This is a genomic window from Microcoleus sp. (assembly GCF_041354475.1).
Lineage (GTDB): Bacteria > Cyanobacteriota > Cyanobacteriia > Cyanobacteriales > Microcoleaceae > Microcoleus.
In genome coordinates, this window is record NZ_JBGJZU010000034.1 from 1 (window position 1) to 15,822 (window position 15,822).

General features: G+C 48.7%; 8 protein-coding genes, 1 tRNA gene and 1 pseudogene. 6 read left to right on the forward strand and 4 right to left on the reverse strand.

The window, feature by feature from the left end; all coding sequences use genetic code 11:
* The 5 genes and pseudogenes from ACBR23_RS14445 to ACBR23_RS14465 all read left to right on the forward strand — a co-directional run.
* Positions 1–249 (forward strand): annotated as a pseudogene (locus tag ACBR23_RS14445) (RNA-guided endonuclease TnpB family protein); the annotation flags it as partial.
* Between the two features lie 26 nt (positions 250–275).
* Complete coding sequence (locus ACBR23_RS14450; RefSeq protein ID WP_341738554.1) at positions 276–425, forward strand: hypothetical protein; 150 nt, start codon at positions 276–278, stop codon at positions 423–425.
* A gap of 107 nt (positions 426–532) precedes the next feature.
* On the forward strand, positions 533–5,218 hold the full coding sequence (locus ACBR23_RS14455; RefSeq protein ID WP_371119767.1) for a TIR domain-containing protein: 4,686 nt from the start codon (positions 533–535) through the stop codon (positions 5,216–5,218).
* A gap of 188 nt (positions 5,219–5,406) precedes the next feature.
* Entirely contained in the window at positions 5,407–10,083 is a 4,677-nt protein-coding gene (locus tag ACBR23_RS14460; protein ID WP_371119768.1) for a TIR domain-containing protein, read from the forward strand.
* A gap of 353 nt (positions 10,084–10,436) precedes the next feature.
* Positions 10,437–11,237, forward strand: a complete 801-nt coding sequence (locus ACBR23_RS14465) for a hypothetical protein (protein WP_341738551.1) — start codon at positions 10,437–10,439, stop codon at positions 11,235–11,237.
* On the opposite strand, the gene cobA is transcribed toward ACBR23_RS14465, so the two are convergent.
* The 4 genes from cobA to ACBR23_RS14485 form a co-directional block, all read right to left on the reverse strand.
* Positions 11,182–11,997: a uroporphyrinogen-III C-methyltransferase gene (gene cobA / locus ACBR23_RS14470; RefSeq protein ID WP_341738550.1), complete on the reverse strand. Its 816-nt coding sequence runs from the start codon at positions 11,995–11,997 to the stop codon at positions 11,182–11,184. The two genes, ACBR23_RS14465 and cobA, sit on opposite strands and share 56 nt — an antisense overlap.
* Positions 11,994–12,755 (reverse strand): sirohydrochlorin chelatase, encoded by a 762-nt coding sequence (locus tag ACBR23_RS14475; RefSeq protein ID WP_371119769.1) that lies wholly within the window; start codon positions 12,753–12,755, stop codon positions 11,994–11,996. The genes cobA and ACBR23_RS14475 overlap by 4 nt, the downstream gene beginning before the upstream one ends.
* Positions 12,756–12,907: 152 nt before the next feature.
* On the reverse strand, positions 12,908–13,591 hold the full coding sequence (locus ACBR23_RS14480; protein WP_371116374.1) for a manganese catalase family protein: 684 nt from the start codon (positions 13,589–13,591) through the stop codon (positions 12,908–12,910).
* A gap of 194 nt (positions 13,592–13,785) precedes the next feature.
* The gene (locus tag ACBR23_RS14485; RefSeq protein WP_371119770.1) at positions 13,786–15,303 is read right to left on the reverse strand and encodes a GUN4 domain-containing protein; all 1,518 of its coding nucleotides are present in this window, start codon (positions 15,301–15,303) and stop codon (positions 13,786–13,788) included.
* A 353-nt stretch (positions 15,304–15,656) separates the two neighbouring features.
* On the opposite strand from ACBR23_RS14485, the gene ACBR23_RS14490 reads away from it, so the two are divergent.
* A tRNA-His gene (locus ACBR23_RS14490) sits at positions 15,657–15,729 on the forward strand.
* Positions 15,730–15,822 lie beyond the last annotated feature (93 nt).

The following is a 15,822-nucleotide window of genomic DNA, read 5'->3' on the forward strand; positions in this document are numbered from 1 at the left end:
CTTCTGTGTTATCGGAATGAAATGGTTTTCACCGATTGCAATATTCGAGAGTATTGGGACGAGCAAAATTCTTTGATGGTAGATCGCGATCTTAATGCTGCGATTAACCTAAAAAGACTGGGGTTGGGCATTTTCCCCAGTATAAAACGCTGTAGTGGGAATCTTTCCATAGTTGGTTCTATGGATAAAGCGTACCAGAAGGAAATCTTACATACCCTTCATCGGGCTGTTAAGAAGCCCACATCATAATCTGTACTCAGATTTGATGTGGGAGTATGTCACGAAGCGTTAAAGTTCATACCTTGAAGTACGATGCCCGCCCCAAGCTCTATAACTCCGCAGTTAAACAGGCAAGGATTTGTAAAGCCAGTGCTGTGGAGAAAGTACCGCCTAATAACTATGCCGAGGCAACCTTCACTAATTAGGAACAGAGGTTGTGCGGTTTTGGGGTCTACCCTTCGCCCTCTCTAAAATCTTTTAATTCGATGGAAATTTCCCAATTTCCTATTCCCCATTTACCTATCCCTTCCTCATGAAAACAATATTTGACGCTTTTATCTCTTACGGACGAGCAGATAGTCTAGGTTTCGGCAGAAAGTTATACGAGCAATTGCGAGAACAAGGGTTGAATATTTGGTTCGACCAAAACGATATTCCCCTGGGAGTCGATTTCCAAAATCAAATTGACGACGGCATCGAGAAAGCGGACAACTTCTTATTTATCATTGCGCCGCATTCGATCAATTCACCCTATTGCGGTAAAGAAATCGAACTGGCGATTCGGCGCAACAAACGGATAATTCCCTTACTGCACGTCGAACAGATCGATCGCAACATTTGGCAGCAGCGAAAACCCCAGGGAACCGACGAAGAATGGGAAGCCTACAAAGCCAAAGGATTGCATTCGAGTTTTAACAATATGCACCCGGCGATCGGCAAAATTAACTGGGTGTATTTTCGCGAGGGAATCGATGATTTTGATAAATCTTTAGCCGGGTTGATAGAGTTACTAAACCGCCACGCCGAGTATGTAAAACAGCACACGCAATTTTTAGCCAAAGCCTTGGAGTGGGAACGGCAGCAAAAACAAAATCGATGGCTGTTAGTTGGGGACGAGAAAAAGCAAGCCGAAGCTTGGCTGAAAATTAGATTTAAAGAAGAACAACAACCTTGCGTTCCGACGGACTTGCACTGCGAATATATTACCGAAAGCATCAAGAATGGCAACAACTTGATGACTCACGTGTTTATCTCCTATTCCGATATGGATCGGGAAACGATGGAGAAAATTCGCAGCAGTCTGAGGCGAGAAAGTTTGACTGTTTGGACGAATAAAACCGATATTCAAACCGGAGAAGATTTTCAGAGTGCGATCGATCGGGGAATCGAACAAACCGATAACTTGGTCTATCTGCTCTCGCCCGACTCTGTACAATCCGAGTACGTTCGGAAAGAAATAGACTATGCCGTATCGCTCCAGAAACGAATTATCCCCGTTCTAGTGCGGGAAACTTCAGCAGACTCGCTCCCCAAAGCATTGCAGGGCGTGCAGTATATCGACCTCACCGACAACGTAAAAGAAGACGATTACTTGCTCGATGAAAGTCAATTGCTGAAGATTTTACATCAGGATGAAGCTTACTATAACGAGCATAAAGTGTTCCTAACTCAAGCCTTGAAGTGGGAGCGACAACATAAGAATCCGAGTATTCTGCTGCGAGGTTATAACTTGCGAAGTGCAGAGGCGTGGTTGAAGGTAGGGCAGAAACGGACGCAGCATCGCCCTACAGCATTAATTGAAGAATTCATTGCTGAAAGTTTGCGGCAACCGCCCTTGGAGTCCCTCGATGTGTTTATTTCCTATTCTCGTGCCGATTCAGATTTAGCCAGAAAGCTCAATAACGAACTGCAACTACAGGGAAAAACGACCTGGTTCGACCAAGAAAGTATTGCATCGGGTTCGGATTTTGCGCGAGAGATCGAGCAGGGCATCCAATCGTCCGATAATTTCTTATTTATTCTTTCCCCGCAAGCGATAAATTCACCCTATTGCACGATGGAAGTGGAGTATGCTGCCAATTTGAACAAGCGGTTTGTGACGCTGTTGCATCGATCGGTCAATTCAGCCGACTTGCACCCAGAGTTAGCCAAAGTTCAGTGGATTGATTTCAATCAAAACGATCGCGATTTCAATGCCAATTTCAACCAATTGGTCAGAACCCTCGATACAGACCGAGAACACTTACAGAATCATACGAAATGGTCTCAGCGATCGCTCGAATGGGATCAAAAAAATAAAACCAACGATTTACTGTTGCGAGGAAGTGAATTAGCCATTGCCGAAGCGTGGTTGAAAGACATTCAAACCCAAAAGAAACAGCCCGTCGCAACCGAGTTACAAAAGGCATATATAGCCAAAAGTAGCAAGTACAAACGCCAAAATAAGATGCTATTAACGGGAGCGGCTGTAGGTGCGATCGGGATTATGACCCTTGCCACTATTGTTACCACCAAGCTGTGGCTAGACGCACAAGAGCAAACGAAGATTGCCCAGTTAGACGAGAATGCGGGCCGCGTCCAATCGCTGCTCGATGCCGATCCCCTAGAGGCACTCATTCTGGCGATTAAAGCCACGGGCGAAAGCCAATCTGCATCGCCAGAGGTTCACCAGGAGACCTTTGCCGAGATCCAGTCTAGCTTGCGCGATGCCACCGGGGATGCCAGAGAACGTAATCTCATTCAGGGACAAGCCGGTGGAGTCAACTCATTAGCGTTGAGTCCAGACGGCAAAATCCTCGCGAGTGCCGCTAAAGACGGGACGATTCGCCTGTGGGATACCTCTGGCTATCCCATCGGTGAACCGCTCGACCCGCTGACCAATGGGCCTATAATCGCCCTCTATGCTGTGGCATTTAGCCCCGACGGCAAAACCATCGTCAGTGGCGGTGCAGACGGGACGATTCGCTTGTGGGACATCTCTGGTAAGCTCATCAGCCAAAGCTTCAAAGGGCATCAAGGCAATGTCTGGTCAATCCGATTTAGCCCCGATGGTAAAACGATCGTCAGTAGCGGCGAGGACGGGACGATTCGCCTGTGGGATACGAATGGCAATCCCATCGGTAAACCCTTCACAGGGCATAAGGGTGGGATTCGCTCTCTGGCATTAAGTCCCGATGGAAAAACCATCGTCAGTGGCGGCAAGGACAAAACGGTTCGTTTGTGGACTCGTCAGGGTCAACTCATTGGTCAACCTTGGACGGGGCATGAGGATGAGGTCGCGTCAGTGGCCTGGAGCCCCGATGGCAAAACCATTGCCAGTGGCAGCAATGACGGGCGGATTCGTTTGTGGGACACATCGGGGAAACTCATCACTCAACCCTTCATAGGGCATGAGGGTGCGCCGATTGGGTCACTCGTATTTAGTCCCACGAATAGAGCCATCGTCAGTGGGGGGAGTGATGGAACCATTTCTGTTTGGAATCTTCGGGGGAATTCTATGCTGAGTCATCCCCTCATCGGGCACGTGGGTGCAGTCTCGTCCGTGGCATTGAGCCCCGATGCCAAAACCATTTTCAGTAGCGACGATAAGGGGATGATTCGTCTGTGGGATAGGCACGGCTACCTCATCGGTCAACCCTTCACCGGGCACGACTATGGAGTATACTCAGCAGCATTTAGCCCCGATGGCAAAACCATTGTCAGTGGCAGTGCGGACAAGACGCTCCGCCTGTGGGACACGAATGGCAATCCCATCGGTCAGCCCTTTAAAGGACATCAAGGTACGGTCTTTTCAGTGGCATGGAGTCCGGATGGCAAAACCATTGTCAGTGGTAGCGATGACAAGACGCTCCGCCTGTGGGATCGCTCTGGCAATCCCATCGGTCAACCCTTTAAAGGACATCAAGCTCTAGTCGGCGCAGTGGCATTTAGCCCGGATGGTAAAACCATTGTCAGTGGTAGCGATGACAAGACGCTCCGCCTGTGGGATCGCTCTGGCAATCCCATCGGTCAACCCTTTGAGGGACATACAAATTGGGTCATGTCCGTGGCATTTAGCCCGGACGGCAAAACGATCGTCAGTGGTGGCTATAACGGGAAAATTCGCTTGTGGGATACTTCAGGCAATCCCATAGGTCAACCCTTTGAGGGACATAAGGATGGGGTCTACTCGGCGGTATTTAGCCCGGATGGCAAAACCATCGTCAGTGGTAGTCGGGACAATACGCTCCGCCTGTGGGATCTCTCCGGCAAACCCATCGGTCAACCGTTTAAAGGACACACCAATTCAATCTACTCGGTGAAATTCAGCCCGGATGGCAAAACCATTGCCAGTGGTAGTTACGATAAAAACATTCGCTTGTGGGACACCTCCGGTCAACCCATTGGTCAGTTTCTCAAGGGACATACACGTTCAGTCACTTCAGTTGCGTTTAGCCCGGACGGTAAAACCATTATCAGCAGTAGTACCGATGGCACGCTTCGTCTCTGGCGCGTTGGCACTTGGCAAGATTGGCTCAAGAGCGCCTGCAACCGATTAATCTTACATCCCGTTTTAGTCGCACCGGAAACGCTGCTTGTTAGGGATGCGGAAATGCTCTCCGTGGCGAAAGAGGCTGGCAAAACCTGTCAAACCTCAGCCTGGAACGACGCAGAAAATGCGCAGTTTTTAGTCAATCGAGGTCGATCGATCGCGTGGCAAGGCGATGTGGGCCAAGCCATCGCGACGTTCCAACAGGCCCAGAAATTATTGCCCAGCCTTGAGGTGCCAGCACAGGACAGGATTAAACAGTGGGCTGCCGACGGTTTGATCGAAAAAGGGGAAAACCTAGTCCAAGAGGGTAAAGTTCAGGAAGCGCTGGATGCCTTCGAGAAAGCAAAGCAGTTCGAGGCAACCTGGAAGATCCCTCAACAGTCTTGGCATACGCTGTGTTGGTACGGCGCACTGCACGGTGCCGCCCACGAAGGGGCAAAGGCCGTGATAGCGGCGTGCGATACGGCGGTGGCACTTGCACCGGGCAATGTCGGGGTTCGAGATAGTCGTGGGGTGGCTCGGGCGCTGACGGGGGATACGACAGGGGCGATCGAAGATTTTCAGGCGTTTATCAAGGGCACGGATTCGGCAGAGGGCAAAAAACAGCGGCAAGGCTGGATTGATGCCCTGAAGAAGGGTGAGAATCCATTTACCCAGAAGGAGATACAGCGGTTTTCAGAGAGGTGAGGTATAGATTGGGAATAGTTATCAGTCAACTGTTGACTAATGACTGCGATGCCCTGAGCCCTTCGACTTCCCTCAGGATAAACTTCGTCGAAGGGTTGACTGTTGACTAATGACTAATGACTAATGACTAATGACTAATGACTAATGACTGTATTCAGCAACGTCCCCCATTTACCTAATCCCTGACTATGGCAACATTTTTTGACGCTTTTATCTCTTACGGACGCGCAGATAGTCTAGGTTTCGGCAGAAAGTTATACGAGCAATTGCGAGAACAAGGATTGAATATTTGGTTCGACCAAAACGATATTCCCCTGGGAGTCGATTTCCAAAATCAAATTGACGACGGCATCGAGAAATCGGACAACTTCTTATTTATCATCGCACCGCATTCGATCAACTCGCCTTATTGCGGCAAGGAAATCGAACTGGCGATTCGGCGCAACAAACGGATAATTCCCTTACTGCACGTCGAACAGATCGATCGAGAGATTTGGCAGCAGCGAAAACCCCAGGGAACTGACGAGGAGTGGGAAGCCTACAAAGCCAAAGGATTGCATTCGAGTTTTAACAATATGCACCCGGCGATCGGCAAAATCAACTGGGTGTATTTTCGCGAGGGAATTGATGACTTCGAGAAGTCTTTAGCAGGATTGACTGAATTACTGAATCGTCAGGCCGATTATGTAGCGCAGCATAGGCAATTTTTAGCCAAAGCCTTGGACTGGGAACGGCAGCAAAAACAACTTCGATGGCTGTTAGTTGGCGATGAGAAACAACAAGCGATCGAGTGGTTGAAAATTCGGTTTAAAGACGAACAACTGCCTTGTCTCCCCACCGATCTGCATAGCGAATATATCACCGAGAGTATCAAGAATGGCAACAACTTGATGACTCAGGTGTTTGTCTCTTATTCCGAGCAGGATAAGGCGACGATGGAGAAAATTCGTAACAGTCTGAGGCGAGAAAGTTTGACAGTTTGGACGAATACAACCGATATTCAAACCGGAGAAGATTTTCAGAGTGCGATCGATCGGGGAATCGAACAAACCGATAACTTGGTCTATCTGCTCTCGCCCGACTCTGTACAATCCGAGTACGTTCGGAAAGAAATAGACTATGCCCTATCGCTGCATAAGCGAATTATCCCTATTTTAGTGCGAGAAACCTCAGCGGAAAAGATGCCAAATGCGCTGCAAAATTTGCAATATATCGACCTCACCGACAACGTAAAAGAAGACGATTACTTGCTCGATGAAAGTCAACTGCTGAAAATTTTGCATCAAGATGAGGCTTACTATAACGAGCATAAGGTTTTGTTGACCAAAGCACTGAAGTGGGAGCGACAGCACAAGAATCCCAGTATTCTGCTGCGAGGCTATAACTTGCGAAGTGCTGAGGCGTGGTTGAAGGTGGCACAGAAACGATCGCAGCATCCACCTACGCCGCTGCAAGAAGAATTTATTGCTGAAAGTTTGCGGCAACCGCCTGCGGAGGCGCTTGATGTGTTTATTTCCTATTCTCGTGCGGATTCGGATTTAGCTAGAAAGTTGAACGAGGAACTGCAACTTCAGGGAAAAACGACTTGGTTTGACCAGGAAAGTATTGCATCGGGCGCAGATTTTGCCCAGGAGATTCACCAGGGAATTCAAGTCTGCGATAACTTTCTATTTATTCTCTCACCCCGATCGATCGCGTCTCCCTATTGTGCGGCGGAGGTTGAGTATGCCGCTGGGTTGAATAAGCGGTTTGTGACGCTGCTGCATCAGCCGATCGATTCAGCCGAACTGCATCCAGAGTTAGCCAAAGTCCAGTGGATTGATTTCAATCAAAACGATCGGGATTTTAATGCCAATTTCAACCAATTGGTGAGAACGATCGATACAGACAGAGAACACTTACGCAATCATACAAAATGGTCTCAGCGATCGCTCGAATGGGATCAAAAAAATAAAACCAACGATTTACTGTTGCGAGGAAGTGAATTAGCCATTGCCGAAGCGTGGTTGAAAGACATTCAAACCCAAAAGAAACAGCCCGTCGCAACCGAGTTACAAAAGGCATATATAGCCAAAAGTAGCAAGTACAAACGCCAAAATAAGATGCTATTAACGGGAGCGGCTGTAGGTGCGATCGGGATTATGACCCTTGCCACTATTGTTACCACCAAGCTGTGGCTAGACGCACAAGAGCAAACGAAGATTGCCCAGTTAGACGAGAATGCGGGCCGCGTCCAATCGCTGCTCGATGCCGATCCCCTAGAGGCACTCATTCTGGCGATTAAAGCCACGGGCGAAAGCCAATCTGCATCGCCAGAGGTTCACCAGGAGACCTTTGCCGAGATCCAGTCTAGCTTGCGCGATGCCACCGGGGATGCCAGAGAACGTAATCTCATTCAGGGACAAGCCGGTGGAGTCAACTCATTAGCGTTGAGTCCAGACGGCAAAATCCTCGCGAGTGCCGCTAAAGACGGGACGATTCGCCTGTGGGATACCTCTGGCTATCCCATCGGTGAACCGCTCGACCCGCTGACCAATGGGCCTATAATCGCCCTCTATGCTGTGGCATTTAGCCCCGACGGCAAAACCATCGTCAGTGGCGGTGCAGACGGGACGATTCGCTTGTGGGACATCTCTGGTAAGCTCATCAGCCAAAGCTTCAAAGGGCATCAAGGCAATGTCTGGTCAATCCGATTTAGCCCCGATGGTAAAACGATCGTCAGTAGCGGCGAGGACGGGACGATTCGCCTGTGGGATACGAATGGCAATCCCATCGGTAAACCCTTCACAGGGCATAAGGGTGGGATTCGCTCTCTGGCATTAAGTCCCGATGGCAAAACCATCGTCAGTGGCGGCAAGGACAAAACGGTTCGTTTGTGGACTCGTCAGGGTCAACTCATTGGTCAACCTTGGACGGGGCATGAGGGGGAGGTCGCGTCAGTGGCCTGGAGCCCCGATGGCAAAACCATTGCCAGTGGCAGCAATGACGGGCGGATTCGTTTGTGGAACACCTCGGGGAAACTGATCGCTCAACCCTTCAAAGGGCATGAGGGTGCGTGGATTCGGTCACTCGCATTTAGTCCCACGGGTAGAGCCATCGTCAGTGGGGGGTTCGATGGAACCATTTCTGTTTGGGATATCCGGGGGAATCCTCTCCTGAGTCATCCCCTCATCGGGCACGTGGGTGCAGTCTCGTCCGTGGCATTTAGCCCCGATGCCAAAACCATTTTCAGTAGCGACGATATCGGGACGATTCGTCTGTGGGATAGTCACGGCTACCTCATCGGTCAACCCTTCACCGGGCACGACTTTGGAGTATACTCGGTGAAATTTAGCCCCGATGGCAAAACCATTGTCAGTGGTAGCGATGACAAGACAATTCGCCTGTGGGACACGAATGGCAATCCCATCGGTCATCCCTTTAAAGGACATCAAGGTACGGTCTTTTCAGTGGCATTTAGCCCCGATGGTAAAACCATTGTCAGTGGTAGCGATGACAAGACGCTCCGCCTGTGGGATCGCTCTGGCAAACCCATCGGTAAACCCTTTAAAGGACATCAAGGTTCGGTCGAGGCAGTGGCATTTAGCCCCGATGGTAAAACCATTGTCAGTGGTAGCAATGACAAGACGCTCCGCCTGTGGGATCGCTCTGGCAATCCCATCGGTCAACCCTTTGAGGGACATACAAACTGGGTCATGTCCGTGGCATTTAGCCCGGACGGCAAAACAATCGTCAGCGGTAACTATGGCGACGGGAAAGTTCGCCTGTGGGATACTTCAGGCAATCCCATCGGTCAACCCTTAAAAGGGCATAAGGATGGGGTCTACTCGGCGGTATTTAGCCCGGATGGCCAAAAGATCGTCAGTGGCAGTCGGGACAATACAATTCGCCTGTGGGATACTACTTCAGGCAAACCCATCGGTAAACCGTTTAAAGGACACAGCAATTCAATCTACTCGGTGAAATTTAGCCCGGATGGCAAAACCATTGCCAGCGGTAGTTGGGATCGTACCATTCGCCTGTGGGACATCTCCGGTCAACCCATCGGTCAGTTTCTCAAGGGACATACGGGTTCAGTCACTTCAGTTGCGTTTAGCCCGGACGGTAAAACCATTATCACCGGCAGTACCGATCGCACGCTTCGTCTCTGGCGCCTTGGCACTTGGCAAGATTGGCTGAAAATAGCGTGCAACCGAGTAATTTTACATCCCGTTTTAGTCGCGCCGGAAACGCAGTTTGGTGGGGATGCGGAAATGATCTCCGTGGCGAAAGAGGCGGGGGAAACCTGTCAAAGGCTGGCCTGGAACGATGCGGAAAAGGCCCAGTTTTTAGTCAATCAAGGTCGATCGATCGCGCGGCAAGGCGATGTGGGCCTAGCCATCGCGACGTTCCAACAGGCCCAGAAATTATTGCCCAGCATTAAGGTGCCAGCAGAGGACAAGGTTAAACAGTTGGCTGCGGGCGGTTCGATCGCCCAAGGGGAAAACCTAGTCCAAGAGGGTGAAGTTCAGAAAGCAGTGGATGCCTTCGAGAAAGCAAAGCAGTTCGACGCAACCTGGAAGATCTCTCAAGAGTCTTGGAATACGCTGTGTTGGTACGGTGCGCTGCACAAAGGGGCAAAGACCGTGATCTCGGCGTGCGATACGGGGGTGGCACTTGCACCGGGCAATGTCAACGTTCGAGATAGTCGTGGGCTGGCCCGGGCGCTGACGGGGGATACGCCAGGGGCGATCGCAGATTTTCAAGCGTTTATCAAGGGCACGGATTCGGCAGAGGACAAAAAACAGCGGCAAGGCTGGATTGATCAGCTGAAAAAGGGTGAGAAGCCGTTTACGGAGAAGGAGATCGCTAAGTTGTTGGGATGAGTTCAGGGGGATCAGTTATCAGTCAACAGTCCAATAGTCCGGACAGTTTTTATATGGCCCAATGGCTTACTCTCGCTTGACTTCGCAGCCCCTGTGGATAATTAAATCAATGTCAGCTCCACCCCTGACGTGGCATTTAATTCGACTTTTTTATGCTCCTTGCCCCGCGTAAGCTTGTAGTATCCTTCCAAAAACTGTCCGGAGTGTTGTCAGTCAACAGTGAATTGAATGGTTGTTAGAGTGAATGCTCGATCGCATTGTGGCGATTGAGATCGCCACTCAACCTCATTTTCAGGACATAATAACTATGTCCCCGGAAGCGATTCTCCTATCCTGAGTTGTATTTTTTGTTCATGCAAGAATCTTTCTCGATCGAATTTTCCAACGGTTTGGCAGCAAAAGCTCTCTATCCTCAAGCCAATGCCGACCTGACCCTAACTCTAGAACAACTGGGACTCTCTAGTCCGCGTCCGGTCATCGTGGTGGTTGGCGGTGCCAGTAAACTCAGCGAAGTGGATCGGGAACGGCTGCGATCGCTCTTTCTCACAGTCCTAGCTCCCCTCGCCGAGTCCTTAAATGCCTACGTCGTCGATGGCGGAACCGATGCGGGTATCATGCAAATGATGGGGGAGGCTCGTTACCAAACGGGTGGCACTTTTCCTCTGATTGGCGTTACCTCGGTCGGTTTGGCAACATTACCGAATCAGCCACCTCCGGCAGAAGATGCCTGTGCCTTAGAACCCCATCACACCCATTTTGTTCTGGTTCCGGGTTCGCAATGGGGGGATGAGTCGGCGTGGATCGCGCAGATCCCCACTGTCCTATCCGGTGGTTTGCCCTCTGTCACCGTTTTAATCAATGGTGGCGAAATTACTTGGAAAGATGCACAGGAGAGCGTGAAGGCAAAACACCCGATCGTGGCGATCGCAGGCAGCGGAAGGACGGCGGATATTTTGGTGGCGGCGTTGAATGGAACGGTGGAAGACGATCGGGCCCCCGCAGTGGTGGATTCGGGCCTGCTACAAGCGGTGGATCTGGATAACCCCAAGGCGTTAGACGGCGTTCTCACATCTATATTGGCGATCGGAAAAACAAAATTTATTCTACCGTCTGATGAACGGGCCGACATCCCGACAATATACCGTGCAAATTGACGACATTTCCGATTACGGCGATCGCCGGTGCTGCAAATCCAGTCGTCTCAACTTGCTCTACAATTGTAGCCAAAGTTCCGATCAATTCTTCCTGTTCCGGTCGCGTTCCCCAACGCACTAAAGCTATGGGCGTTTCGGCACTCAAGTCGGCTGCTGTCAACTGGCCGATGATGTATGGTAAATTGTGAATCCCCATGTAGATTACAATGGTTTCGGAGCCGTGGGCGATCGCCTGCCAATTCACCTCTGGTCGATATTTTCCCGCTGATTCATGACCGGTCACAAAAGTGACAGAGGAACTGTAGGATCGATGGGTTAAGGGAATTCCCGCATAGGCTGCTGCTGCAATCCCAGAAGTGATACCGGGAACTACTTCTACAGAAACTCCAGCTTTGACCAAATCTGCCATTTCTTCGCCACCACGGCCGAAGATAAACGGATCGCCACCTTTGAGACGAACAACGATCGCATTATCTTGAGCTTTTTCGATCAATAATTGAGTAGTTTCGTCTTGGATGAGGGAATGGCGGCCGCGACGTTTCCCCGCATCAATTCGTTCTGCTTGGGGGTTGATTGACTCCAAAATTTGAGCGCTGACTAAAGCGTCGTAAATCACGACATCGGCACACTGTAACAGAGCTTTTCCTTTCACCGTCATCAAGCCTGGATCTCCTGGCCCTGCACCTACCAAGTAAACTTTACCAACAGACATTGTTACCTCTTGTTTTTGTTTTGCCTCTTGTGTATCTTTGCGGTTCATTTTTGAATTAACTCTCCAATTAAGTCTGCTAATTCTACAGTGGCGCCTAGAGGATTTGCTAGATGAATTTCGGCTGTGGAAAATTGCTGCTGTAATTCTGTGACTTTTTTGGCGATCGCATCTGTAATTCCTCCCTTAAATAGGAAGTATGGCACAATGCCAATTTGCTGCTGTCCATCACGAACTAAACTCTCAATTTGTTCTTCCAAACTCGGCTTTACTGACCAATAAGCTGCTACAGCACCCACTTGGTTAGCTATTTCCTCCACTGTCAAGTTGCCGGACGGACGGCGACTACCATGAGATAGTAAAATCCATTTTGGAACTTGCAAATTAGGGAGAAAAGCCACATCTTGCATCTGAGTTTTCACCAAGTTAGCTAAACCTGCTTCTTGGGTTCCCAAATGGGGCCGCAATTCAATTTTCAGTTTGGGAGAAAGAGTTTTTTGGGCAATTTCTACCTCTGCCGGTATGTCTTCAGCGACATGAACACCGGGCAATAAAAATATGGGTAAGATTTGTAATTCTGTCAATCCCAGGGAGAGGGTATCTTCGGCAAAACGGCAAATTTGCTCGTGTAGCGGCGCAGGGCCCAACTCTAAGGTGGCGGTTCCGACTGCGGGAACAGAGGAAGCGGCAGAATTGCTCAAAATTGGTAAATTTTGAGACAGCAGTTGAGCCAAGTTTTCCAGGGCTAGTTGGGGTCGGGGGTCGCGACTGCCGTGAGAGACTAATAAATAGGTCGATCGCAATTTCAATATGGATGTGATGTTAATGGTCGATCGGAATCTTCAATAACTATAACTATAACATCTTCCAGCCGAAACTACTCAACAAACAGAACACCTAGAACCCCGACTTCTTTAAGAAGTCGGGGTTCTGATGCAATTCTAGTTGCCAAATCTTCTAATTAACCTTGAGGAGCAGGATCGGCGATATACTTGAAATTGGGTTCTGAATTCAAAGCAGTGGGTTGATCCTTGCCATCGCTAGACAAGTTAAAGAACAGATCCACAGTGGAATCTGGCGGAATATTACCAAACATGGGATCGGTAAGTTTGCCCATAGATTCCAGAGCTTTCATAAACATTTCAGTGTGAGAAATTTCGCGAGTCAGCAAGAAGTGCAGCGTCTTTTTCGTACCCGCATCCGGTGCCAGATTAATCAATGCTTCGTAGGTTTGGCGAGCTCCGGCTTCCGCACCGATATTAGCACGTAAATCGCGCACCACATCGCCACCTTCGTTGACATAAGCTCCTGTCCAAGCTTGACCTTGGCTGTCCAACAAATGCGGGCCTACACCTCGCACAGCAAACAAAGTGCTTTTGTAAGCTTCTGTTTGGTCAACATTTTTGGTGTGTGATTCGATGAGTTTGCCAACCATTTCTAAATGGCTGAATTCTTCGAGCGCAATATCTTGTAGCATATCCTTAATCTGTGGATCTTCACAGTGAAAGGACTGCACCCAGTATTGCAGAGCTGCTGTCAGTTCTCCGGTAGCTCCCCCAAACTGTTCTAGTAGTAGTTGGGCAAAACGAGGGTTGGCTTCGTCTACCTTTACCGCAGCCATCAATTGTTTTTTATGAAAAAACATAACTCTATCTCTCCACTGAGTTCTGTTGTTAAAATCTGAGCAATTCAGACTTTAGCTGTGTTCACCTTCGTCATCCATTGTGCGATCGGCGATGGGCTACAACCTCGGTCGTGAGATACATATAATCAGCGTAATTTCTCTGCTTTGAGGTAGAGTAAAAATTATCAAAATTACTTAATATTTAGAACCAATTACTATCTAGCAGAAATATTACTGCACTGGGTTAATCTTGTTGAGATGGCATCCAGGTGTCGCAGCCATTGAACACCGCCTACCCAACTACGAGATGGCAGATGTCCTTGGGGTGCTTGTTGGGTAAATTTAAGCTGGCTAAAAGCAGTAGCAGAGTTGTAGGTTGGCCAGTTTACCCGATCGCAAAATCTGATATAATCTCCCTTAACACTTTCATAAACTTGCTTTTGGACACTGAATCCAAACTGACCTTGACTGTAGTGTACCCACAGGCGATCGACTATTTGCAAATCTTCGCACGGTAACTGGTAAATCTGGGTCACGTCTAGTTGAGTTCCCGCCGTCAAAGAGAGGGATTGACACATCACCGCCCAAGTTTCTCGATCCGCTGATTGCCACTTTTTACTTGACAAAAAATCCTGCAACTTATGATAATCAATTCCCTTGACTGAAATTAAATTTAAGGGTAAATTCAAATTGCGAAATCCAGGCGAATGTTCTAGGGGATTAGTTACATTTGTCTTTGATATCTCAGGTTCAGGAGTTTGTGATAAACTCAAATTAGGCGAATTTTCGCGATGACTAAGATTAGGGATAATTTGAGGTTGCTGCGAATTAAGTTCAGGAATAGTCAGTGGCAAAATTGCCTGAATATCTTGCAAAACTTCCACAGCAAAACTATATCGCTGATTGAGATGAGTTTGCAACAATTTATCTAAGATTTTACCTAATTCCGTGCTAATAGTTGTACCTTTTGGGAGGTAATCGCGCCACCACCAACGCTCGGTGTGGCAATCATACATATCCAAGGGAGGAACTTGGGTCATCATGCGAATGCAGGTGACACCTAAACTGTAAAGGTCGCTGGCCGGAAATACTTTGCCCCGCATTTGTTCGGGAGCTAAATAATCTTGGCTGCCGATTAAAGTTGCGGGACGAAGTAAGGCGGTATCCGTCAGCAGTTTCGCAATCCCGAAATCAATCAATACCGGTTTGTTGTCCGACTGGCGGCGAATAATATTTTCGGGCTTGATGTCGCGGTGAATGACGCGATGCTCGTGGATAAATTGCAGCACTGGCAATAAATCTTGCAACAATTGCCAAATCTGATTTTCACTATATATATTCTGGTCTAATTCTTGTTTGAGAGTCAGTCCTTCAATAAATTCTTGAACTAAATAAATCTGGGTTTCTTGTTCAAAGCAGGCTAACAAATTGGGAATTTGCGGATGATTGCCGAGTTCATCCAAACGAATAGCTTCTTGACGAAATAGTTCCAGGGCTTTCTGGAAAATTTCGGGATCGCGATCGTAAAATTGAAATTGCTTGACTGCACAGCGGGGTTGGGATGGCAAGTCTTCATCCAGTGCTAAAAAAGTTTTGCCAAATCCACCTTTCCCCAGGGGTTCTATGGGGCGATATCGCTGTCTGAGCAATAAGTGAGAGCCGCAGTTTAAGCAAAATTTGGCAGTGCTAGAATTTTGAGGATGGCGACATTCTGGGTTGACACAGTAGCTCATATTGATTGGGGATGGGGATTGGCGATTTGGGATTCGACGACGGATAAGAATCAGAAAGCGCTATAGTCTTATTTTAATTGTTTGGTTTTTATTGGTGTTCTGGTTTGTCGCTGGGCTGCTTCTAGCCGAGTCAGAGTGCTACTGGGACTGAGTAGTTGGTGAATCTCACAGCAAAGGCGGTAACAACTGTTTGATAGAGTGCCGGCCACCTTGGTCTTTCTGTGTATGGATTTGAGGCGCTTTCTATGGGATGGGTGCTGGGGCGATCGCAAATTTGGGAAAAATTTTTCAAAATATGGTTGCTTTACCCAGAAACCTGTGCTAAGGTGGGATACTATAGTGAAAAAAACACGGCGAGCGTAGCCAAGTGGTTAAGGCAGTGGTTTGTGGTACCACCATTCGTGGGTTCAAGTCCCATCGTTCGCCCTTTTAAATCTCCATTTTTAATTGGTTCCTAGGTTCTCCCTCGGAACCAGTTTTCACATTCAGACCTTCCCTGACGGTATTACACTGCACAAC

Coding starts and splice junctions, on each gene's coding strand:
- ACBR23_RS14460 (WP_371119768.1), top strand. CDS start 5,407: ATGGCAACATTTTTTGACGCTTTTATCTCTTACGGACGCGCAGATAGT.
- ACBR23_RS14455 (WP_371119767.1), top strand. CDS start 533: ATGAAAACAATATTTGACGCTTTTATCTCTTACGGACGAGCAGATAGT.
- ACBR23_RS14450 (WP_341738554.1), top strand. CDS start 276: ATGTCACGAAGCGTTAAAGTTCATACCTTGAAGTACGATGCCCGCCCC.
- ACBR23_RS14485 (WP_371119770.1), bottom strand. CDS start 15,303: ATGAGCTACTGTGTCAACCCAGAATGTCGCCATCCTCAAAATTCTAGC.
- ACBR23_RS14480 (WP_371116374.1), bottom strand. CDS start 13,591: ATGTTTTTTCATAAAAAACAATTGATGGCTGCGGTAAAGGTAGACGAA.
- cobA (WP_341738550.1), bottom strand. CDS start 11,997: ATGAACCGCAAAGATACACAAGAGGCAAAACAAAAACAAGAGGTAACA.
- ACBR23_RS14465 (WP_341738551.1), top strand. CDS start 10,437: ATGCAAGAATCTTTCTCGATCGAATTTTCCAACGGTTTGGCAGCAAAA.